Annotated in this window: 19 protein-coding genes and 1 pseudogene; 14 read left to right on the forward strand and 6 right to left on the reverse strand. The window is 61.6% G+C overall.

The genetic code is table 11. The annotated features are described in order from the left end of the window. The first annotated feature begins 37 nt into the window (after positions 1-37). From uppP to GEOBRER4_RS18695, 5 genes and pseudogenes are all read left to right on the forward strand, one after another. Positions 38-853: an undecaprenyl-diphosphatase UppP gene (uppP, locus tag GEOBRER4_RS18675; RefSeq protein ID WP_085814744.1), complete on the forward strand. Its 816-nt coding sequence runs from the start codon at positions 38-40 to the stop codon at positions 851-853. Between the two features lie 85 nt (positions 854-938). Beyond that, on the forward strand, positions 939-1,634 hold the full coding sequence (gene radC, locus GEOBRER4_RS18680) for a RadC family protein (protein WP_085814743.1): 696 nt from the start codon (positions 939-941) through the stop codon (positions 1,632-1,634). Then, the gene (locus GEOBRER4_RS18685; RefSeq protein ID WP_185243521.1) at positions 1,631-1,990 is read left to right on the forward strand and encodes a hypothetical protein; all 360 of its coding nucleotides are present in this window, start codon (positions 1,631-1,633) and stop codon (positions 1,988-1,990) included. The genes radC and GEOBRER4_RS18685 overlap by 4 nt, the downstream gene beginning before the upstream one ends. Positions 1,991-2,004: 14 nt before the next feature. After that, positions 2,005-2,475: a hypothetical protein gene (locus GEOBRER4_RS18690; RefSeq protein ID WP_185243522.1), complete on the forward strand. Its 471-nt coding sequence runs from the start codon at positions 2,005-2,007 to the stop codon at positions 2,473-2,475. Between the two features lie 19 nt (positions 2,476-2,494). Continuing rightward, a pseudogene (locus GEOBRER4_RS18695) lies at positions 2,495-2,701 on the forward strand (hypothetical protein); the annotation flags it as partial. A gap of 303 nt (positions 2,702-3,004) precedes the next feature. On the opposite strand, the gene GEOBRER4_RS18700 reads toward GEOBRER4_RS18695, so the two are convergent. From GEOBRER4_RS18700 to GEOBRER4_RS18710, 3 genes are all read right to left on the reverse strand, one after another. Continuing rightward, the gene (locus tag GEOBRER4_RS18700) at positions 3,005-3,676 is read right to left on the reverse strand and encodes a DUF1318 domain-containing protein (protein ID WP_185243524.1); all 672 of its coding nucleotides are present in this window, start codon (positions 3,674-3,676) and stop codon (positions 3,005-3,007) included. Between the two features lie 71 nt (positions 3,677-3,747). Next, on the reverse strand, positions 3,748-7,314 hold the full coding sequence (locus GEOBRER4_RS18705) for an AsmA family protein (protein ID WP_185243525.1): 3,567 nt from the start codon (positions 7,312-7,314) through the stop codon (positions 3,748-3,750). Positions 7,315-7,480: 166 nt separating this feature from the next. Next, complete coding sequence (locus GEOBRER4_RS18710; RefSeq protein WP_185243526.1) at positions 7,481-8,923, reverse strand: glyceraldehyde-3-phosphate dehydrogenase; 1,443 nt, start codon at positions 8,921-8,923, stop codon at positions 7,481-7,483. A gap of 433 nt (positions 8,924-9,356) precedes the next feature. Between GEOBRER4_RS18710 and GEOBRER4_RS18715 the strand changes: the two genes are divergently transcribed. The 3 genes from GEOBRER4_RS18715 (at position 9,357) to GEOBRER4_RS18725 (ending at position 10,563) form a co-directional block, all read left to right on the forward strand. Further along, on the forward strand, positions 9,357-9,686 hold the full coding sequence (locus tag GEOBRER4_RS18715; protein ID WP_085814738.1) for a DMT family protein: 330 nt from the start codon (positions 9,357-9,359) through the stop codon (positions 9,684-9,686). 77 nt (positions 9,687-9,763) lie between these two features. After that, positions 9,764-10,069, forward strand: coding sequence for a putative quinol monooxygenase (locus tag GEOBRER4_RS18720; RefSeq protein WP_185243527.1), 306 nt, complete (start codon positions 9,764-9,766; stop codon positions 10,067-10,069). A 23-nt stretch (positions 10,070-10,092) separates the two neighbouring features. After that, positions 10,093-10,563 carry a DUF2127 domain-containing protein gene (locus GEOBRER4_RS18725; protein WP_185243528.1) on the forward strand — a complete coding sequence of 157 codons (471 nt, stop codon included), beginning with the start codon at positions 10,093-10,095 and terminating at the stop codon, positions 10,561-10,563. Here GEOBRER4_RS18725 and GEOBRER4_RS18730 read toward each other — a convergent pair. Together GEOBRER4_RS18730 and GEOBRER4_RS18735 are read right to left on the reverse strand one after the other, a co-directional pair. Further along, on the reverse strand, positions 10,551-11,321 hold the full coding sequence (locus GEOBRER4_RS18730; protein WP_185243529.1) for a sugar phosphate isomerase/epimerase family protein: 771 nt from the start codon (positions 11,319-11,321) through the stop codon (positions 10,551-10,553). The two genes, GEOBRER4_RS18725 and GEOBRER4_RS18730, sit on opposite strands and share 13 nt — an antisense overlap. Then, positions 11,314-12,366, reverse strand: a complete 1,053-nt coding sequence (locus GEOBRER4_RS18735; RefSeq protein WP_185243530.1) for a potassium channel family protein — start codon at positions 12,364-12,366, stop codon at positions 11,314-11,316. The genes GEOBRER4_RS18730 and GEOBRER4_RS18735 overlap by 8 nt, the downstream gene beginning before the upstream one ends. A gap of 145 nt (positions 12,367-12,511) precedes the next feature. Here GEOBRER4_RS18735 and GEOBRER4_RS18740 point away from each other — a divergent pair, with 145 nt between their 5' ends. From GEOBRER4_RS18740 to cysS, 6 genes are all read left to right on the forward strand, one after another. Beyond that, positions 12,512-13,201 (forward strand): GntR family transcriptional regulator, encoded by a 690-nt coding sequence (locus GEOBRER4_RS18740; RefSeq protein ID WP_185243531.1) that lies wholly within the window; start codon positions 12,512-12,514, stop codon positions 13,199-13,201. 309 nt (positions 13,202-13,510) lie between these two features. Beyond that, a complete protein-coding gene (gene selA / locus GEOBRER4_RS18745; protein WP_185243532.1) occupies positions 13,511-14,917 on the forward strand; it encodes an L-seryl-tRNA(Sec) selenium transferase in 1,407 nt (468 codons plus the stop codon). Positions 14,918-15,101: 184 nt separating this feature from the next. Continuing rightward, positions 15,102-15,800, forward strand: coding sequence for a 2-C-methyl-D-erythritol 4-phosphate cytidylyltransferase (gene ispD / locus GEOBRER4_RS18750; RefSeq protein ID WP_185243533.1), 699 nt, complete (start codon positions 15,102-15,104; stop codon positions 15,798-15,800). Between the two features lie 5 nt (positions 15,801-15,805). Then, a complete protein-coding gene (ispF, locus tag GEOBRER4_RS18755; protein WP_185245368.1) occupies positions 15,806-16,285 on the forward strand; it encodes a 2-C-methyl-D-erythritol 2,4-cyclodiphosphate synthase in 480 nt (159 codons plus the stop codon). A gap of 250 nt (positions 16,286-16,535) precedes the next feature. Next, a complete protein-coding gene (locus tag GEOBRER4_RS18760) occupies positions 16,536-18,233 on the forward strand; it encodes a glutamine--tRNA ligase/YqeY domain fusion protein (RefSeq protein ID WP_185243534.1) in 1,698 nt (565 codons plus the stop codon). A gap of 191 nt (positions 18,234-18,424) precedes the next feature. Continuing rightward, on the forward strand, positions 18,425-19,867 hold the full coding sequence (cysS, locus tag GEOBRER4_RS18765) for a cysteine--tRNA ligase (protein ID WP_185243535.1): 1,443 nt from the start codon (positions 18,425-18,427) through the stop codon (positions 19,865-19,867). Between the two features lie 78 nt (positions 19,868-19,945). On the opposite strand, the gene GEOBRER4_RS18770 is transcribed toward cysS, so the two are convergent. Next, a complete protein-coding gene (locus GEOBRER4_RS18770) occupies positions 19,946-20,125 on the reverse strand; it encodes a hypothetical protein (protein WP_012532229.1) in 180 nt (59 codons plus the stop codon). Positions 20,126-20,263: the final 138 nt, after the last annotated feature.

Genomic DNA, 20,263 nt, shown 5'->3' on the forward strand with positions numbered 1-20,263 from the left:
ATCGTGCCGGATCGTTTACCGACAGGGAGTTACACGCATGGACCCTTTACACGCCGCTGTGCTTGGCACGCTGCAGGGACTCACCGAAGTCCTCCCCATCAGCAGCTCCGCCCACCTGATATTGATCCCGAAATTCCTGAACTGGCCCGAGTCGGGGCTCACCTTCGACGTCGCGCTCCACATCGGGACCTTCCTGGCCCTGGTCCTCTACTTCTGGCGCGACATCCTTGAATTGATCGGCAACTTCGTGGCGGCATGCCGCAACGGGCTCAACACGCCGGCTAGACGGCTCCCTTTTTACATCATCGCGGCCACCATTCCCGCGGCGGTGGCCGGAAAGATGCTGGAGGGGCCGATCGACGAGATGTTCCGCAAGAGCCCGGCGACCATTGCGGCGCTCCTCGTCTTCTTCGGGCTGGTGCTCGCCTTCGCCGACACCGCCGGGGCCAAGCGCTGGCGGGTGGACCGGCTCACCCTGAAGTGCGCCCTGGTTATCGGACTGGCCCAGTGCCTGGCCCTGCTGCCGGGCGTCTCCCGCTCCGGGATCACCATCACCGCCGCGCTTCTTCTGGGCTTTCACCGCGAGTCGGCGGCCCGCTTCTCCTTCCTCATCTCGCTGCCCATCGTGGCCGGCGCCGCCCTTTTGAAGGTGGGGCACCTGGTGCAGACCGGGATCCCCGCAGGGGAGGAGCTCCCGCTTCTGATCGGCATCTCCACCTCCGCCGTCTTCGGCTTTTTGAGCGTCGCCTTCCTTTTGAAGCTGGTGCAGCGCGACTCCCTCTACCCCTTCGTCTGGTACCGCATCTTCGCCGGCGGAGGCGCCCTCGCCCTGATCTTCTTCCCCATCCTCTAGTTTTCGCTGCGTCTGGCAAACTCCCCCCCATCGGGTATCATTGACCTTTGTTTTTTTCCGGCCGGGTACCCGGCGGGGAGGTCACATGAGCGGCGGAATCAAGTGCTGGCCCGAAAAGGAGCGCCCTCGCGAGAAGCTCATGCAGCAGGGGGCCTCTTTTCTTTCCGAGGCGGAGCTCCTCGCCTTGATCCTGAAGAGCGGCGACGCCGCCAGCGGACGGAGTGCGCTGGACCTGGGACGCGAGCTGATGCTCCAGTTCGGCTCGCTGAGCCTTTTAGCCGACGCCTCCTGCAGTGAAATCCAGAAGGTGAAAGGGATCGGTCCCGCGAAAGCCACCTGCATCCTTGCGGCACTCGACCTAGCCCGGCGCTTAAGAGAAAGGGACCGGCGCCCCATCGAGTCGCTCACACGCTTCACCTCCGCCTCGCAGGTATTCGAGCACCTGAACCCGGAGTTCAGGGACAGGCACAAGGAGCAGTTCCTGGCGCTGCTTCTGGACGGCAAGAACCGCATCATTTCCCGTGCCCAGATCTCCGAGGGGTCGCTGAACCAGAGCATCGTCCACCCCCGCGAGGTCTTCAATGTCGCGGTGCGCAGCTCCGCGGCCGCAATGATCCTCCTGCACAACCACCCCACCGGAGACCCTACCCCAAGCCCCGAAGACATGGAAGTCACCCGCCGCCTCTGCGAGGCGGGAGAGCTCCTGGGGATCAGGGTGCTCGACCACATCATCATCGGGGAAAACGAGTTCTACAGCTTCGCGGAGCACGGCCGGATATGACCCCCGAGACCCTCGCCATGATCCAGGGATGGTACTTCCTGCTGACCGGGGTCTGGCCGATCTTCAGCATCAATACCTTCATGGCGGTGACCGGCCCTAAGACCGACCTCTGGCTGGTCAAGACGGTCGGGGCGGTGCTGGCGGTGACAGGTGCCGTCCTCCTCACGGCCGGCGGAACGCACGAAGTCACTCCCGCCGTCGCGCACCTTGCCGCGGGAAGCGCCGCTGCACTTGCCGCAGTCGACGTCATCTACGCCTCAAAGCGAGTCATCTCGCGTATCTACCTGGCCGACGCCGCTGCGGAAGTGGCGCTTATCATCGGCTGGGCTGTCTTCTATCTCCCAAAAACAACATGAAACAGGAGGACCACATGCGAAAGACCATCATCTCCCGCGAGTCCCGCGAGGAACCCAAGGGCGGCACCAAGTGGCTGGATCTGGGAAGCATCGCCAGCGTGGAAATAAGCTCCGAGGACCCGGCCCAGCCGATAGACGCGGCACTCCAGCCGGTGGGGGCGCCGGGGTGGCGTGCGGCGGAACCCGGACCGCAGATGGTAAGGATTCTTTTCGACGAGCCGCAGCGGCTCTCCCGGATCTACCTCCTGATAGACGAGGAGCAGGTGCCAAGAACGCAGGAATTCGTGCTCCGCTGGTCCCCGGACGGCAAAAAGTTCCGCGAGATCGTGCGGCAGCAGTTCACCTTTTCCCCTCCCGGCACCACCATCGAGCAGGAGGAATATAAGGTGGGGCTGACGGGGGTGGCAGTGCTGGAGTTGGAGATCATGCCGGACGTCTCGGGGTCCGCGGCCCGCGCCTCGCTGGGGCGGCTGCTTTTGGCCTGAAAAGGCCCTCGTCGCGCCGCATCGGACAACAGGGGGCTTTTACAAGGTGCTCATCGAGGAGGAAACCGGAAAGATCCTGGGAGCACACCTTCTGGGCCAAAACGCAGGCGAAACCATAAACATCTTCGTCCTGGCGCTCAAGTTCGGGATCAGCGACCGGGAGTTGCGCCAGGTGCTTTGGACCTACCCGACCTTCATCTCCGACGTGAAAGACATGATCGAGTGAAAAGCGGCGGACAAAAAAAAAGCGCCGAGACGAAAGGAGGACTCCATCATCGGCGCAAAGTAAGGTTTTTGTTCGTGCTGCTGTCTTCACTATTACAAAAGCGGTGCCAACTTCGAAAAAAACCTTACTTCCGTGTAACCCTTTGAAAACAAGTCATTAAATTGTGCGAAACCACACAGCTCCCCGTTGCCGTGAGAACCCCTAGGTTGAACAGCCGGCAGGAAAAGGTTCACTCCTGCACCCAAAAGTGGCGTATAAACGGGTAGTTTCAAATATTCAACACGCAGTTCAAATTTTGGACAGCTACTTCTGCACCCAGCGGTCGTTCGGCAACTGCATCCACCACCCTGGCCGGGCGGCCTCCCTTTTGGTCTCGGCGAAGGTGGCCGCGGCTTTTCCCAGCACCAGGTTCAGCGCTTCCTTGCTTTCCTTTTGCTTCTGCAGCTTCAGTATCGCCTTGGCCATGCTCATCACCACCGTCTTGCGGCTCTGGTTCTCCGCCGCCAAAAGGCTCTCGTCCTGGGGCGCCAGTTTCGCCTTTGCCGTCGGCGGCGCCACCACCAGCCCCTGTTTCGAGATCCCAATCGCGCCGCTGTTGAAGAGCGCGGTAAGCCTTGGGAGCCGGCTGCTCATATCGTCATAGGCTTTCAAGACCTCCGGCATACTGGAAAGCTCCACAGCCAGGGCGTCGGCATCGGCATCGGTGTCGGCCGCCCACGCTTCAGATACCAGCGACAAGGAAGGGAGCTGGTCAAAGAGCCGGCTCTGGGGCCCTTGCTGTTCCAGCGGCGCAGGCGCGGGGGGAGCGCTCTCCCCGCCCGGCTTCTCGCTCGGTTTCAAGAGCATGTCGTCCAGCGACTTGTAAGCCTCCTTAGCCGCCTTCTCGGGGAAGTAGACGTTGACGGTGATCACGGCGCAGGCGCTGAAAAGAAAGCAGGTCAGGGCCAGCAGCGATTTAAGCAATCTTCCTCTCATGGGATACCTCCGATGCCTTTGTTTATCTTTGCTTGATTCACCCGGTGAATATAACACAGCCTGGTTACTGTTCACTCCTCCCACTTGAACTCTGGCGCCGGTTCCTGCTGCGGCTGCTTTGCCGGGGCCGCTCCGCCGGACGCTGGCGCGCCGCGCACCGCGGCCTCCTTGATGGACTCGAGCAGGTGGTCCAGGGCGATCCGGTTCTGGGTCGGGGCGATGTTGACGTTCAGGTCCCGGACCCCAAGGACGTTGGTGTTAAGGATCTGGAGCGCGTTGAAGGTGAGCTCACCCCGCTCCAGGGTCGCCTTGATCTCCGCCCTATCATAGGGGCGGTCTCGGCTCAGGAAGAAACCGGACAGCTTCTGCTTCGCCAGGCGCTGCAGGAACTGCTTGCTCACCAGCATCTTTTCTCTCCCCCCTTCGCGCGCCCAGAGATCCACGAAACCGGTCAGCCGCTTTTGATCTCCCCCGATGCCATGCACGCTGACAACCCCGTCCAAGCGTCCGGAGATGTACCCTTCCAGGTTGGGCAGGCTCTTACACAGGGCCCTCAGGCTGAGACCGTTCACCACAAGGTCGCCGCGGTAGGTCGCCTGATCGGTAAAGGCAAGATGGCCGGTCCCCAGCACGGTCCCGTCGTAAATTGTGGTGCGCAGGGAGGTGATCTCCGTGACCCCGTTTTGCGCACGCAACTGCGCCGTGAGCTTTCCGGTTTGGACCGAGCCGAAGCCGATCTTCTCCACGGTGACCAGCTCCCCCCCCGGCGGGGTCCCACTCAGTTGAGCCAGGACCCGACTGTAATTATCCCGGCTGAACTCCCGGGTGACCCGCGGGGCGCTACTTCCCTTCCCCCCGATTTCCAAAGAGATGGGAATTCTGCCGTTAATGTCCGCCACCACGAACTTCTGGGCCGGCGCCTCGACCCTCCCTCCCCTAAACGTCACCCCGCCGTTGAGAAGCTTGCGCCCTTCGCGCAGCTCGACCCTCCCTTCCGCCGCCACGCTCCCCTTCAGCGTCGCTTCCTGGATCAGCGGCGGTGCGAGGTTGATGAGGGACTCCACCAGATCGTTCAGCGAACTCTCCGGCAGGGCGAATAGCAGAGTACCGCGCCGCTTGTCCGAGAAAGCGTCCGCTACCTCCCCCCGCGCGGTAAGCCTGACGCCCCGCCCCGGCTCAGCGCTCGCTTCTGAAATGGTGAGGGTCCCGCCGGACAGACGCCCCTGGACCGAGGCGGCGGCACCCGACACGAGGCTTTTACCCGTGGCGTTGACGAGGGCAAGGTCACGTCCCCTGGCGTCGAAGCGGCAGGAAAGCCCGCTCTTGCCGCCCGTGGTCCCTTCCAGCCGCAGGTCCACGTAACCGGCGCTGGGGCGGACGCCAGGCGCGCCGGAGGCAAGGAGCGCAAATTCCCTGGCGGCTGCGCCGGTGAGGCTGACGTTGAAGCTTGTAGCGGCTTCGGGAGAAAAGGGGCGGAATCCGGCCTGCCCCGTCACCTTCCCCCCCAGCAGTTGCCCGCGCAGCTCGGCCCGCCCCCCCTGCCTGGCGAAGGCGGCATGCAAGACGGGCGCGGCCATTGCCTGCTTGCGCCAGGATAGGGTGCGGGAGGCGAGATCGGCGCTTCCTTCCAGCCATTTCTCCTTGCCGTCGGCGACGAGGCTCCCCCTCACCCTCCCCGAGAGGCCGGAGAGCTGGAAATCCCCCTGTCCAAGCCCACCCCCCTCCAGGTCGAAGCGCAGCGGACGTCGGGTGAGGTTGCCGGTAACCACTGCGGCCGGGATTTCTCCGCTCACGCTAGAAGCGGAGAAGCGGGTCCCTCCCCATGACGCTTGCATACCGTTCAGGTAGAGGTATCGCTCAGTCACCCGGTAGGCGAAACGTGCGTCGCCTCTCTTTCCCTGGAAGGAGAGCGCCGCGATCCGCACATCCCCATGTAGCTGCAATTTGTCGCCCCGCTTCTTCAAGTTGGCCGTTGCCGTACCGGCCTTCACCCCCAGTGGTTCCTTCCCCTGCTTGGCCTTCAGGTTCGCGACCGTGAACCGGGCCGCCCCATTCAGCTCCTGCGCCCCCTTCCCCACAAGTTGCAGGCTCCCTGAACCGGTTCCGGAGAGCGCCTCGATGCCGTAGCGGGAGAGCAACGGGTTGAGCCGCTCCGGCTCCCTGGTCGCCAGCGCGAGATCGGCTCGCAGCGGCTCGGAATCCCCAGCATCGTAGAGTGCACGACCCGACACGGCAACACCCATGATCCGGGCGGAAAACCCTTCGCTCTTCGCCCGAAGCGGCTTTAGCCCGGCCGAGAGAGTGAGCTCCACGGGAAGATCCAGCGCCTGGACCAGCGCCTTCGGGTCGGGAGTAGGGAGAGAAAGCTTGCCGCGCGCGGTAACAGTCGCGCCGCGCCTGGAAAGGGCGAGGTTTCCCGCCACACCCGCCGCAAAGACTTCGCGCTCCCGGGCGAGCGAGCCGTCCCGTAACTCCAGGTTTCCCACCACGCTCTCGACCCCGACCTTGCCGTTTCCCTCAAGGCGCAGAGATTCGCAGCGGAGCCTGCCGCCGAAATTGAGGTCGTGGCGCGACTCCTCGGGCAGCAGCACGTTTACCAGGGCAAGGTCCACTGCGTCCAGGGCAAGAAGCAGGTCGAACTGGCGATCCTTCTTCACGCCGGTGACGGTTCCGCCTGCCTGCAGCCGCGCCATCTTGTCTATGGTGAGTGTCGCTTCATTCAGGTGTGCGGTGTCCTCGGACAGGTTGTAGACGCCGTTGAACTGCAAAAGACCGGCGATGGGGTAGTCGCCGCGGGCAGCAGGGATCAGTATCCTGCGGAAGGAGAAGCTCCCGGTGCTTTTCAGCTCGCCTTTTGCCAGGACCGCACTCGCCTGCAGTGCACCCTGGGCATCCTGAAAGGGTTCGGGATCCTTCAGCTTGAAAAGCTGCGCCAGGTTTTTCAGCGACAGGGCCGGTGCGGTTAGGGAAAGGTCGACAGCGGCGTCAGCACCCGGGCGGGCGGTCCCCTTCAGGAGATAGCGGTTGCGGGCGGCGTCCTCGAAGGCGAGTTCCACCTGCGCGCTGCGTGATCCGCCGCTCGCCAGGTTGAAGACCTGCAGATTGATCCCGTGCACCCCCTCCCCCTGCACGGTGATACTGCTGTTCTTCACCAGGAGCTTGCCGATCACCGTTTCCGGGGCGGCTCTTCCCGCGGCAGGCTTTTTGGCCGCCAAGTGTCGCTGTAGATTCTCGAAGTTCCAGGAGCCGTTTGCATCCTTTTCCAGGGCGAGCTTCCCCCCCTCCACGTCGATCAGCTTGAAGCGCTGCCCCCCACGCAAAAGCTCGATCCAGCGCGGGGCGAGCAGCACCCTGTCGGCCGCGAAGAGTTCCCCGGCTTTAAACCCCGCCGGGTTTTTCAGGCGCACCCCCTTGAGGATCAAGGTCCTGCCGGAAAGCTCTATCTTATTGACGGAGAAATCCTGCTGCAGCCGGTCGGTGACCAGGCGGGAGAGCTGTGACGCGGGATAGGAGGTGGCGAGGTAGATCCGGAACGCGACGAGACAAAGGAGCACCAGGCCGAGAGCCGATGCGGCCACGATAAAAACTATGGTCGCAGTTTTTTTCAGGTCCTTCTCTTTCTTCTCGGGCTCGCTCATGGTTCAGGTTCCTTTGCAGCGAGAACTTTACCCTGAATGGCCGTTTTGACAAGAGAAAACGGAACGCGCAAGGTGAAGCGGAGTGACCTTTTCCAGCGGAGGATCAAAAAAGGGGGCACCCGGTCTCCCGGATGCCCCCTCGGCGTTTCTAGTTGAATCTAGCCTGTTAAGCCGGCAGCACCGGGAGTTCCAGACCTGCCATCTTCTGCACCATGCGCACTACCTGGCAGCTGTAGCCGAACTCGTTGTCGTACCAGACGTAAAGTACGCAGCGGTTGCCCTGGACGATGGTGGCGAGAGAGTCGACCACGCCGGCGTGGCGCGAACCGACCATGTCGCTGGAGACGACGTCCGGGGAGTTGGTGTAGTCGATCTGGTTCTGCAGCGGCGAGTCAAGCGACATAGCCCGCAGGTAACCGTTCAGGGTCGCGACGTCGGTCTCCGACTTGAGCTGCAGGTTCAGGATCGCCAGCGAGACGTTCGGGGTCGGGACGCGGATGGCGTTGCCGGTGAGCTTCCCGGTCAGCTCCGGAAGCACCTTGGCGACGGCCTTGGCAGCGCCGGTCTCGGTGATGACCATGTTCAAAGGGGCGCTCCGCCCGCGGCGGTCCGCCTTGTGGTAGTTGTCGATAAGGTTCTGGTCGTTGGTGTAGGAGTGGCAGGTTTCCACGTGGCCGCTCACGATCCCGAAGTTGTCGCTCACCGCCTTGAGCACCGGCACGATGGCGTTGGTGGTGCAGCTCGCCGCGGAGAAGATGCTCTCGGTGGAGGTGATCAGCTCGTTGTTGACGCCGAAGACCACGTTGGGGATGTCCCCTTTGCCCGGGGCGGTGAGGACGACCTGGGAGACCCCCGGCGCCTTAAGGTGACGCCCGAGCCCTTCGCGGTCGCGCCACTTGCCGGTGTTGTCGATGACGATGGCGTTATGGATGCCGTACTGCGCGTAGTCCACGTTCTCCGGCGCATCGGCGTAGATGATGCGGATCATGTTGCCGTTGGCGATGATCGCGTTTTCTTCCTCGTCGATGGTGATGATCCCGTTGAAGGGGCCATGCACCGAATCGCGGCGCAAGAGGCTCGCCCTTTTCACCAGGTCGTCGGGGCCGCCCTTGCGGACCACCGCCGCGCGGAGCCTGAGCTTCTCGCCGGAGCCGGACTTCTCGACCAGGATCCGGGCCACCAGGCGCCCGATGCGGCCGAAGCCGTAGAGCACGATGTCCTGCGGCTCGTCCAAAAGCGGGGTGCGGCCGGTGTTGACGGAGGCAAGCTCGCGGCTCACAAAATCGGCGACGGAAATCCCCTGCTGCGACTGGTAGCGGACCGCCAGCCTCCCCAGGTCGATGCGGGCCGGAGCGAGGTCCATCTTGCCGATGGCTTCGAGAATGGGGTAAGTCTCCTGCACGGTCAGTTCGCCGTCGAGGATCAGGCGGGCGAACCGGTGTGCCTTGAGGATGTCGATGGTCGGGGTGTTGACCAGCGACTTGCCGTACACGGTGGTCACGATGTTGTGGTCACGGTACAAGCGACCGATGATGGGGAGCATCTGCTCTGCAAGCTCCTCGTGCCCCTGCCACTCCTTCAAATACGCTTCCTGTTTCTTCATGATCATAGATTCGTTCCCTTCTGGAAAATAACGCCGGTCCTTTGGAGATAAAGTACGGCGCAAAATTTTGTGTCTCAGGGAAAAAGGTGGCAGTATCTGGTTTTCCCGGTGAGCCTGTGTAGCCTCGGCAAATTATTATTCAGCAGCAGGAAAAAAATGCAGCTGATCCAGCGCAAACCCCTGCATGCTACTGCATTTGCGTCCTGTAAACAATTGTTACTTCGAGGTAGAAGTTAAATAGTGTTTTTATTAATTATTATTGGTACATAAATTTACTTGCTTTTGAAAGGGGACGCAGCCGTCAGCGCCAAAGTTTTGCACCGGCGCCCGCTGTCGTGCTATGCTGCGCAGTTGCCGGCTTGCCTGAATCTTTTTTAGCCGCCCCCGGCCCCCAAGCCCATGCTCCGGGACAAGACCACGACTCCCATGAAGGACCGCAATGAGAACCATAATTCTGCTCGTATTGTCGAACGTGTTCATGACCTTCGCCTGGTACGCCCACCTGAAGGACCTGCGCAGCGCGCCGGTATATGTGGCGATCCTGGCCAGCTGGGGCATCGCCCTTTTCGAGTACATGCTGCAGGTCCCAGCCAACCGCGCAGGCTACGGCACTTTTAACCTGGGACAATTAAAAATAATGCAGGAAGTAATCACCCTTTCCGTCTTCGTCCCCTTTGCCGTCTTTTACATGGGGCAGCCGCTCAAGCTCGACTACCTCTGGGCAGGTTGCTGCATGGCGGGAGCGGTATTCTTCATCTTCCGGGGGTGATGGGAAGATATCAGGTAAATGCCATAAGCCGGCTGGGGCTTATCGCGAATAGATCCAACATAATCGGGAGGATGACAATGATCTGTGTGGTAGCTTCGATAACGGTGAAGGAGGGGAAGCGCGAAGAGTTCCTGGAGATCTTCAACGCGAACGTCCCCAAGGTCCGGGACGAGCAAGGGTGCGTCGAATATTTCCCGGCGGTCGACGTCGAGTCGGGAATCGGGGTGCAGAAGCTCGACCAGCAGGTCGTGACGGTGATGGAGAAGTGGCAGAATCTCGAGGCGCTCAACCGGCACCTGGAGTCGGCCCACATGCTGGAATACCGCGAAAGGGTGAAGGATCTGGTGGAAGGGGTGTCGCTCAAGGTGCTGCAGCAGGCCTGACGGCGCCCGGCGGAGGGGCGGGGATGAAGGGGACAAGTTACAAGGGGCTGCGGTTAGTCTCGGTGATGGAAGGGATGAAAGGGATCATCGTGCTCGCGGCCGGATGCGGCGTGCTCACGCTGATCCACAAGGACCTGCACCAGATGGCCGTGCAGCTGGTCGAGGTCCTGCACATGAACCCGGCAAGGCACTACCCCTCAATCTTCATCGACACTGCGAACCGCATCACCGAACCGCAGCTTTGGCTTCTCGCCCTGTCGGCGCTTGCCTATTCGGCGGTGCGCCTGGCGGAAGCGTACGGGCTGTGGAAAGAGCAGCCATGGGCGGAGTGGCTGGGCTTTCTGTCGGGAGGCATCTATCTTCCTATCGAACTCTTCGAGATCTGGCGCAAGCCTGTCTGGCCCCGCATCGCTCTCTTTATCGTCAACGTGGCCGTCGTCGGCTACCTCGCCGCGACGCTCAAGCGCCGCAGGCGGCGCCTCTATCCAAGGTAGGGCTTGAGCGCCTCAAGCGACCTCTCCAAGTCTCTCCTGCTGTGCGCCTCGATGGTGTAGGCAGCGTTGGGGGCGTAGCGCTCCATCAGGTCGAAGAACTGCACGAAGTCGACCTCCCCCTCTCCCGGAGGGGCATGGTCGTCGCGGGTGCCGCCGTTGTCGTGGATGTGCACCTCGGCGATCCTCCCCCCGAGCGCGTCGAACCACTCCGCCATCCCCACCTTTTTGAACAGGTTCCAGTGTCCCACATCGAAGCAGTGCCCAAGACGCGGGTGCTCCACCGCCTCGAAGAGAGCCTTCAGGGTCGACGGCTCCTCCTCGAAGATGTTCTCTACGGCGATGACCGTGCCGATTTCCTCCGCCCGCACCAGCACCTCCCGCCAGACGGCGACGCTCAGCTCGAGCCACTGCGCTGACGCTTCCCCGTAGCGCCAGCGGTCGAACCCGGGGTGGAACACCATCACCTCCGGGCGCAGAGTCTGCGCTGCGTCGAGCACCTGCTGGAAACGGCGCACCGTGGCGGCCCTCAGCATTTTCTCGAAGGACCCCGGGTTCAGGTCCATGAACGGCGCATGGATGGTGCAACTAAGCCCTGCATCTCTCAGCGTCTGCGCCGTGGTGGCAAGCGGAGCCGGCGCCAGGGCATCCAGGGCGTCGGCGGAAAAGAAGATCTCCGGGTTGAGTCTACGCTCCAGGATGAAGGGAAGATGCTGCTCGATCTGCAGATAGGGGACGTGGACGAAAACGCGCTTAGCCATTAGTTTTCCTGTGTTTTTTGATCAGCTCCTCGGCGCAGGAGTCGCACCCCACCAGCTGTTCAAGTTTCTGGATCGCCCCGGGCTCGCCCAAAACGATCAGCGTGTCGTGCGCCTCCAGCTTCGTGTGGGACTCCGGGTTGAACACCATCTTGCCGTTTTGCTTTTTCACGCCGACGATGATGACCCCGGTCTCCTTCCTGAACCCCGAACTCGCCAGTGTCTCTCCGATGAAGCCGCAGCGATGGGGGATCATGATCTCCTCCATCTGCAGCTCCATGTGCTCGTGCCCGGTGGCGATCTCGATGAAGTCGACCACGGTTGGCCGCAGTATGGCCTGGGCCATGCGGGAGCCGCCGATGAGGTAGGGAGAGACGACCTTGTTCGCGCCGGCCCGCTTCAGCTTTATTTCCGACCCCTCTTCGCCGGCGCGCGCCAGAATGAAGAGGTCCGGGTTCAAGCCGCGGGCGGTGAGGGTTATGTAGACGTTCTCAGTGTCCGAGGTGACCACGGAAATCAGCCCCCTCGCCTTCTTGATCCCCGCCTTCAGGAGTACGTCGTCGATGGTGGCGTCGCCGCGCAGCACCAGGTACCCCGGCCCGTCCTGCTCCATGAGATCCACCATGGCCGCATCCTTTTCCACCACCACGAACGGCAGCGGCTTCGCCGAAAACTCCTTGCAGATCAGTGACCCGATCCGTCCGAACCCGCAGATGATGTAGTGACCTTCCAGCGCAGCAATCGCCTTTTCCACCTTCTTCCTCCCCATGATCCGCTGAAACTGCCCCTCGAACATGATCTGGGCCAGGCTGCCCACGATGTAACCTATGACGCCGACGCCGAAGAAGATCAGCAGCATGGTGAAGATCTTCCCGGCCGGGCTCAGGTTGTGAACCTCTCTGAAGCCGACGGTGCCCAGGGTGATCACCGTCATGTAAAGGGCGTCGAGTGCGTCCCACCCCTCGATGGCGATATAGCCGAAGGTGCCGAACGACAGCAGGAGCAACAATACTCCCAACGAGATTTTCAGGTGCCGGACCGGATCCATAGGCAATACTCCCTCAGGGGGGCAAGATACCGTTGCCGTCTTGATATTTCAAGTGTTTTCACGTGAAAGTCTATAAATACAAAGGGAAGTTCTTGACAATCTTTGGATACTGTATACAATACGGCCGATCATTTAGGGGGTCCGTATGAAGAAGAGCGTGGAGAAGCACCTTACCCTTAGAGAACGGATACTTGAGACCATCCGGGACGCGATCATGTCAGGTGCTCTCAAGCCCGGAGAGAAGGTCGCAGAGCCCGAACTTGCCTCCCGCTTCGGCATCAGCCGTACCCCCATCCGCGAGGCGTTCCGGCAGCTGGAATCGGAAGGGTACCTCTCGGTAGTGCCACGCAAGGGGGCGCTGGTTGCCTGCTTCTCCCCGAAGGACGTCGAAGAATTCTACGCTATCAAGAGCATCCTCGAAGGGTATGCCGCCCGCAAGGCGTGCTCGATGCTCAGCACCCGCGAGATCAACAAGCTCGAGGCGATCAACGAGAAGCTGAGGGAGATCGCCGCGGAAGGGGATGTGCGCCACTTCTTCAAAGTGCACAACAGCTTCCATGACCTTTTCATCAGGGGCGCCGGGAACGAGAAGCTGCACGAGATGATCGCCCAGCTCCTGAAGAAGTTCCAACGCCTGCGCATGGCGTCGCTCAGCAAGCCCGGGAGGATGCAGCTCTCCGTAGAGGAGCACGAGAAGATCATCGAAGCGTTCCGCAACAGGGACGCGGTCCTAGCCGAGATGCTGGTGCAAAAGAACGCGGAGTACGGCGGTAAGGTCCTGATCGAGGAGGAGAGCGCCACCGAGCTCTGGAACAGCAAAGGACTGGACCTTTAACACCAATTGACAATGGACAATTGACGATTGACAATTGTCCATCGCTTCTCACCCTCTTCCATCCTGTCTCATCCTAACTCTTTAACTCCATTGCCATCTATTTGTCGTCAGTTACCACCGTCGAGCCAGCTTGCGTCTCAACCGCCTCGCGTTGTCAATCGTCCGTTGTCAATTTTCAATCCGGTTTCTGTCTCTCCTCGCCTTTCGTTGTCAATTGTCCATCGTCAATTGTCAATTGCCTCTCCTGCTTCCGCCTGTTTTCCTTTGCCTCCGGCGCCGCTTTGAGCTAAATTAGCCCTTTGCCATTCGATGCAGGAGGGGGTGCCGGTGCAGCAGCTTAAATTGATCCCGAAAGTCGACCGGGTCCTCGAGTGGGAACCGGTGCGCAAGCTTATCGCGACCCACCCAAGGGAACTGGTGCTGAGAGCCGTCCGCAGCGTACTGGAGAGGCTGCGCAGCGGCGCCCGCGCAGGCGGTCTTGACGACTCCGCCTTCCAGGAACCCGCCGTCTGCCTGGAGGTGGCCCGGGAACTGGCCCAGCTTTCCAGGCCCAGCCTACGCAGGGTGATCAACGGCTCCGGCATCGTAATCCATACCAACCTTGGACGTTCCATCCTCCCCGAGGCAGCGCGCGACGCGCTCAATACCATAGCCTTTTCCTACTCGAACCTTGAGTTCGACCTGGACGCCGGGGTGCGCGGCAGCCGCTACAGCCATGTGGAGGCGCTTCTTTGCGAGCTGACCGGGGCTGAGGCCGCCATCGTCGTCAACAACAACGCCGCGGCCGTCCTTCTAGCGCTGAGCTCGATGGCCGCCGGACGCGAAGCGGTGGTCTCGCGCGGGGAGCTGGTGGAGATCGGCGGATCCTTCCGCATCCCTGAGGTGATGCGGCTTTCCGGCGTGACGTTGAAGGAGGTCGGGACCACGAACCGGACCCACCCCAAGGACTACAGCGGTGCCGTGAACGAGCAGACCGCGGTATTTCTCAAGGTGCATTGCAGCAATTTCGCCGTCCTTGGCTTCACCGCCGAGGTTAGCGCGCAGGAGTTGGTGGCGCTTGGCGCCGCCGCCGGTGTCCCGGTGCTCGCCGACATGGGGAGCGGCAACCTGATAGACCTCTCCGGTCGCCTGCCGGTACCGGAGCCGACGGTGCAGGATTTCGTGCGCGCCGGGGTCGACGTCATCACCTTCAGCGGCGACAAGCTCCTGGGAGGCCCGCAGGCCGGAATCATCGTCGGGAAGAAGCCGTTCATCGAGGCGATGAAAAAGCACCAGTTGCTGCGCGCGCTCAGGATGGACAAACTCACCCTGGCGAGCCTCGAAGCGACGCTCGCCCTGTACCGGGATGAGATGGTCGCGCTCAAGGAAGTGCCGACGCTTAAGATGCTGACCGCCACCCTTCCCGAATTGACGGCGCGCGCCAAGAAGGTCGCCGGCTTTTTACGCCGTCGCACGGCGCAGGGGATCAGCTTCAAGCTGAGCGAGGGGTTTTCCCAGGCCGGCGGCGGGACGCTGCCGCTTTTGAACCTCCCCAGCATGCTGATCGAGGTCGCCGTAGAGGGACTCACCCCCAACGAGATCGAGTCGCGGCTCAGGAAATCGGAGATCCCGGTGATCGGCAGGATCAACAAGAACGCCTTCCTGCTCGACCCCCGCACCCTGCTGGACAGCGACCTTCCGGACCTCGCCAAGGCCATCTCCGACCTGGCAGGGTAGCGACGGCGCGGCGACCCTCACTCGTCTGCCAAGTCAGTACCTGGTCTTCCACACCCCCCATTAAGGGGAGGCCGGCTGACAGGTTCGGGAGAGTCGCCAGACATAGAATTATGTGGTTTTTTCCTCCTCAACCTGTATAATTCGGCGGTTTCAGAACCGACGTTTGAACCTTCAGAGGTAACCCTTGAGCAGGATTTTCGCGCTGATACCTGCCGCCGGAATGGGCAAAAGGATGGGCGCCGGTTCCAACAAGCAGTACCTTCTGCTGGACGGCATGCCGATACTCGCCCGGACCGTCTCGGTTTTCGAGGCCGCCCCGTTCATAGACGGGATCTACCTCGTTTCTCCTGAGCAGGAGATCCCCTTTTGCCACAGCGAGGTGGTCGACCGCTACGGCTTCTCCAAGGTGCGCTCCATCGTCCCCGGCGGCGCGGAGCGGCAGCACTCGGTCTGCAACGGCCTGGACGCCATGGCAGGCGCGGCGGCTGACGACGACCTGGTGCTGATCCACGACGGGGTGCGCCCCTTCGTTTCGCAGCAGGTGCTGAAAACCGCAGCTGATGCCGCCATGCAGTATGGCGCTGCCGTAGTCGCGGTCCCGGTGAAGGATACGGTGAAGGTGGTCCGAGGCGGCGTCATCGCCGAGACACCGCCACGCGAAGAGCTCTGGCTGGCGCAGACGCCGCAGGCTTTCCGCTACGGCCTGATCCGCGACGCACATGCGCGTGCCAAGGGAGAAGGATTTCTCGGGACCGACGACGCCTCCCTCATCGAGCACCAGGGGGGCGAGGTGCGCATCGTCACGGGCGACTACCGCAACATCAAGATCACGACTCCCGAGGACCTGGTCCTCGCGGAGGCGTTTTTGAAAGGAAAGGGATGAGCAACATGCGTATTGGGCACGGTTACGACGTTCACAGGCTGGTGGAAGGGCGCAAGCTGATCCTCGGAGGGGTCGACGTACCCTACGCCAAGGGGCTCCTCGGGCACTCCGACGCGGACGTCCTTTTGCATGCCATCTCCGACGCCATCCTGGGAGCCATCGGCGAGGGGGACATCGGCCGCCACTTCCCTGACACCGATCCCGCCTACAAAGGGGCCGACAGCATCAAGCTCCTGCAGCACGTCATGGGGCTTGCCGACGCCAAGGGGTACCGCATCGGCAACGTCGACGCCACCGTAGTTGCGCAGCGCCCGAAGCTGGCGCCTTTCATCCTGCAGATGAGGCAGAACATCGCCAGGGCTCTGGCGACCGAAGACGACCGGGTCAACGTGAAGGCGACCACCACCGAGGAGCTCGGCTTCGCCGGCCGCGGCGAGGGAATCGCCGCTTACGGGGTTGCCCTTTTGGAGCGGAAAGAGCGGTAATATTCCCGCATCCTTCCCCCCTGCCCCTCTCCCAGAGGGCGAGGGGAATGCAATTGACTCTTTAGTTGAAATTTTCGCGGAGGGTCAGCGGAAGATCACTTATTTTTTGAGGAAGCCGATCTCGACACACGAATCCCCGCCCCCGGAGGGGGAGGTAGCGCGGGGAGACTAGTCGGCTCCAGCAACATCGACGCAATCAGGAGCACCCATTACACTTCGCGCCGCGAATTTCAGGCGCAAAGGAACCGATATGACCGAGACCAAGACCGCAGAAACCCCGGCGCCGGAAAAGGCTGCCAACTTCATCAGGAACATCGTCACCGACGACCTCAAAACCGGCAAGCACACCGGCATCGTCACCCGTTTCCCGCCGGAGCCCAACGGCTACCTGCACATAGGTCACGCGAAGTCGATCTGCCTCAACTTCGGGCTGGCGCTTGATTTCGGCGGACGCTGCCACCTGCGCTTCGACGACACCAATCCGACGAAGGAAGACATCGAGTACGAGGACTCCATCAAGGAGAACGTGAAGTGGCTCGGCTTCGACTGGGGCCAGCACATGTACTACGCCTCGAACTACTTCCAAAAGTTCTACGACTACGCGGTGCTCCTGATCGAGAAGGGGCTTGCCTACGTCGACTCCCTCTCCGCCGACGAGATGCGCGCCCTGCGCGGCACGCTGAACGAGCCAGGGAAGGAGAGCCCGTACCGCAGCCGCAGCGTCGAGGAGAACCTCGACCTTTTCCGCCGCATGCGCTCAGGCGAGTTCGAGGAGGGATCGAACGTCCTCAGGCTGAAGATCGACATGGCCTCCCCCAACATCAACCTGCGCGACCCGGTCATCTACCGCATCCGCAAGGTGGAGCACCACAGAACCGGCGACGCCTGGTGCATCTACCCGATGTACGACTACGCGCACTGCATCTCCGACGCGATCGAGGGGATCACCCACTCCGTCTGCACCCTTGAGTTCGAGGACCACCGCCCGCTCTACGACTGGGTTCTGGACCAGCTTCCGGTCCCCTGCCACCCGCAGCAGATCGAGTTCGCCAGGCTGAACCTGAGCTACACCGTGATGAGCAAGAGAAAACTCCTGGAACTGGTGCAGGAGAAGCTCGTGGACGGCTGGGACGACCCGCGCATGCCGACCCTCGTCGGCCTGAGAAGACGCGGCTTCACACCGCAGTCCATCGTAAACTTCTGCGAGACCATTGGTGTCGGCAAGAGCGACAGCTTCATCGACATGAGCATCCTGGAAGAGTCGGTGCGCGAGGACCTGAACGTGCGCGCCCCGCGCACCATGTCCGTGCTGCGCCCCCTGAAGCTCGTGATCGAAGGGTATCCCGAAGGTGAAAGCGAGGAGTTCGAGGCTGCTAACCACCCCAACGACCCGGAGATGGGAACCCGCATGGTCCCCTTCTCCAAGACGGTCTACATCGAGAAGGACGATTTCCAGGAGGAGCCAGCGAAGGGTTTCTTCCGTCTCGCCCCCGGCCGGGAGGTGCGGCTGCGCTACGCCTACATCATCCGCTGCGAGTCCGTGGTGAAGGATGAAAACGGCGAGATCGTCGAAGTCCGCTGCAGCTACGACGCCGGCTCCCGCGGCGGGAGCGCCCCTGACGGCAGGAAGATCAAGGGGACCATCCACTGGGTGAGCGCCAACCACGCCGTCGACGCCGAGGTGCGCCTGTACGACCGCCTGTTCAGCACCCCGAACCCTGGCGGCAAGAACGAGCCGGACTACCGCACTTCGATCAACCCGAAGTCGATCGAGATCCTCTCCGGCTGCAAGCTCGAGCCTTCGCTCGCCGGCGCCACCCTGGAGAGCCGCTACCAGTTCGAGAGGCTCGGCTACTTCTGTCTCGATTCCAAGGACTCGAAACCGGGCGCGCTGGTGTTCAACCGCACCGCCACGCTGCGCGACTCCTGGAGCGAGCAGAAGAAGTAGGGGAAGCGCCCTCACCCCAACCCTCTCCCACCTGCGGACCGAAGCCTACGGTGGGTGAAGGCCCAAAGGGAGAGGAAGAATGGATCGCCCCGCGCCTGTACGGCGTCGGGGAGTGCCGCTTGAAATAGATAAGTGGCAACAGATGACATGCGGTCGCAAGACCTTCAACATTTTTGAAAAGAGGAACTGACATGCCCTTACGCGTCTACAACACCCTTACCGGCAGCAAGGAAGAATTCGTACCGATCAACCCCGGCAAGGTCGGCATGTACGTCTGCGGCGTAACGGTCTACGATCACTGCCATATCGGTCACGCCCGCGCCAACGTGGTGTTCGACATGATCTACCGCTACCTTTGCTCCAAGGGGCTGGAGGTCACCTACGTCAGGAACTACACGGACATAGACGACAAGATCATCAACCGCGCCAACCGCGACGGGGTTCCTTACAACGAAATCTCCGAGCGCTTCATCAAGGAGTTCGACAACGACATGGCGCGGCTCATGCTGCAGCTCCCCACCTTCCAGCCGAAGGCGACGGAGCACATCACCGAGATCATCGCGCTGGTGCAAAAGCTGATCGACAAAGGATTCGCCTACCAGTCCGGCTCCGACGTCTTCTACCGCGTGGACCGCTTCGAGGGGTACCTGAAGCTCTCCAAGCGGAACCTGGAAGACATGCAGGCGGGCGCCCGCATCGATGTTGACGAGAGGAAGGAGCACCCGATGGACTTCGCGCTCTGGAAAGGGGCGAAACCGGGCGAGCCGTTCTGGGAATCCCCATGGGGCCAGGGAAGGCCGGGGTGGCACATCGAGTGCTCCGCCATGAGCACCAAGTTCCTGGGGGAGACTCTCGACATCCACGGCGGCGGCAAGGACCTGATCTTCCCGCACCATGAGAACGAGATCGCGCAGTCGGAGGCGGCCTCCGGCAAGCCCTTCGTCAAATACTGGCTGCACAACGGTTTCGTCAACATCAACTCGGAGAAGATGTCCAAGTCGCTTGGGAACTTCTTCACCATCAAGGAGATCCTGGAGAGCTACGACGCCGAGGTGCTCCGCTTCTTCCTACTCTCGGCCCACTACCGCTCGCCGATCGACTTCTCGGACCAGAACCTGAAGGAAGCCGAGCTCGGGCTGGAGCGTATCTACAAGGCGCTCGCGGGGATAGACGAGAGATTGGCTTCGGGTGCAAGTGCCGCCGCGGGCCCCGACAACGCCGAATTCGAGGAGAAGGTGGCTGGGTTTGCAGGGCGCTTCGGCGATGCCATGGACGACGACTTCAACACGGCGCTGGCACTCGGGCATCTTTTCGACCTGGTGCGCGTGGTCAACAGGGAACTTCCCACCGCATCTACGGCGCTCCTGGAAAAGGTCAAGGCCGAGGTTGGCAAACTGGCCGCCGTGCTCGGGATCTGCGACTCCGTTCCCGCCGCGTTCCTGCAACGCATTAAGGACCGCAAGACCTCCGACATGGAGATGTCGAGCGAAGAGATCGAGGCGCTGATAGCCGAGCGCGCCGAGGCGAGGAAGGCGAAAAACTTCAAGCGGGGGGACGAGATCAGGGACCTGCTCCTGGAGAAGAACATCGTCCTTTTGGACAGCGCGCAGGGTACTACCTGGAAGGTGAAGTAGGGTTCAGCTTGCTGCAGGTATAAAAAAAGGCCGCTTAACGCGGCCGTTTTTTATTGGGTTGGGTGCTGCGAGGCGGCCTTAGGCCGCCTTCTGGCTAAGTTCGGTGCTTCTTGCTTTCACGAGTTCCATCGCTTCCCTCATGATGTCGGAAACGCTTTTCTTGGTGGAGTCCATTATTGCTTCGAGCGTCTCACGCTCTGCGTCGCTGATCCTCATGGAAATTACGTTGTACCTCGGGTTCTCCCTCATTCTGCCCATCTGCTGCTCTCCTTTTGTTTTAGTTGCTCAATTTTGGTGACACACGCCCTACATATTGCTATATGCGTGCCAACTCAAAAAATAAGCAACCAGCGAGGATAAGTGGTTGTTTTCACGTATACCGAAAAAAAATCGCCC

Source organism: Citrifermentans bremense (assembly GCF_014218275.1).
Lineage (GTDB): Bacteria > Desulfobacterota > Desulfuromonadia > Geobacterales > Geobacteraceae > Geomonas > Geomonas pelophila.

Excerpts from the sequence above, each read along its gene's own strand:
- uppP (WP_085814744.1), top strand. The coding sequence starts at position 38 with ATGGACCCTTTACACGCCGCTGTGCTTGGCACGCTGCAGGGACTCACC.
- radC (WP_085814743.1), top strand. The coding sequence starts at position 939 with ATGAGCGGCGGAATCAAGTGCTGGCCCGAAAAGGAGCGCCCTCGCGAG.
- GEOBRER4_RS18685 (WP_185243521.1), top strand. The coding sequence starts at position 1,631 with ATGACCCCCGAGACCCTCGCCATGATCCAGGGATGGTACTTCCTGCTG.
- GEOBRER4_RS18690 (WP_185243522.1), top strand. The coding sequence starts at position 2,005 with ATGCGAAAGACCATCATCTCCCGCGAGTCCCGCGAGGAACCCAAGGGC.
- GEOBRER4_RS18700 (WP_185243524.1), bottom strand. The coding sequence starts at position 3,676 with ATGAGAGGAAGATTGCTTAAATCGCTGCTGGCCCTGACCTGCTTTCTT.
- GEOBRER4_RS18705 (WP_185243525.1), bottom strand. The coding sequence starts at position 7,314 with ATGAGCGAGCCCGAGAAGAAAGAGAAGGACCTGAAAAAAACTGCGACC.
- GEOBRER4_RS18710 (WP_185243526.1), bottom strand. The coding sequence starts at position 8,923 with ATGATCATGAAGAAACAGGAAGCGTATTTGAAGGAGTGGCAGGGGCAC.
- GEOBRER4_RS18715 (WP_085814738.1), top strand. The coding sequence starts at position 9,357 with ATGAGAACCATAATTCTGCTCGTATTGTCGAACGTGTTCATGACCTTC.
- GEOBRER4_RS18720 (WP_185243527.1), top strand. The coding sequence starts at position 9,764 with ATGATCTGTGTGGTAGCTTCGATAACGGTGAAGGAGGGGAAGCGCGAA.
- GEOBRER4_RS18725 (WP_185243528.1), top strand. The coding sequence starts at position 10,093 with ATGAAGGGGACAAGTTACAAGGGGCTGCGGTTAGTCTCGGTGATGGAA.
- GEOBRER4_RS18730 (WP_185243529.1), bottom strand. The coding sequence starts at position 11,321 with ATGGCTAAGCGCGTTTTCGTCCACGTCCCCTATCTGCAGATCGAGCAG.
- GEOBRER4_RS18735 (WP_185243530.1), bottom strand. The coding sequence starts at position 12,366 with ATGGATCCGGTCCGGCACCTGAAAATCTCGTTGGGAGTATTGTTGCTC.
- GEOBRER4_RS18740 (WP_185243531.1), top strand. The coding sequence starts at position 12,512 with ATGAAGAAGAGCGTGGAGAAGCACCTTACCCTTAGAGAACGGATACTT.
- selA (WP_185243532.1), top strand. The coding sequence starts at position 13,511 with ATGCAGGAGGGGGTGCCGGTGCAGCAGCTTAAATTGATCCCGAAAGTC.
- ispF (WP_185245368.1), top strand. The coding sequence starts at position 15,806 with ATGCGTATTGGGCACGGTTACGACGTTCACAGGCTGGTGGAAGGGCGC.
- GEOBRER4_RS18760 (WP_185243534.1), top strand. The coding sequence starts at position 16,536 with ATGACCGAGACCAAGACCGCAGAAACCCCGGCGCCGGAAAAGGCTGCC.
- cysS (WP_185243535.1), top strand. The coding sequence starts at position 18,425 with ATGCCCTTACGCGTCTACAACACCCTTACCGGCAGCAAGGAAGAATTC.
- GEOBRER4_RS18770 (WP_012532229.1), bottom strand. The coding sequence starts at position 20,125 with ATGGGCAGAATGAGGGAGAACCCGAGGTACAACGTAATTTCCATGAGG.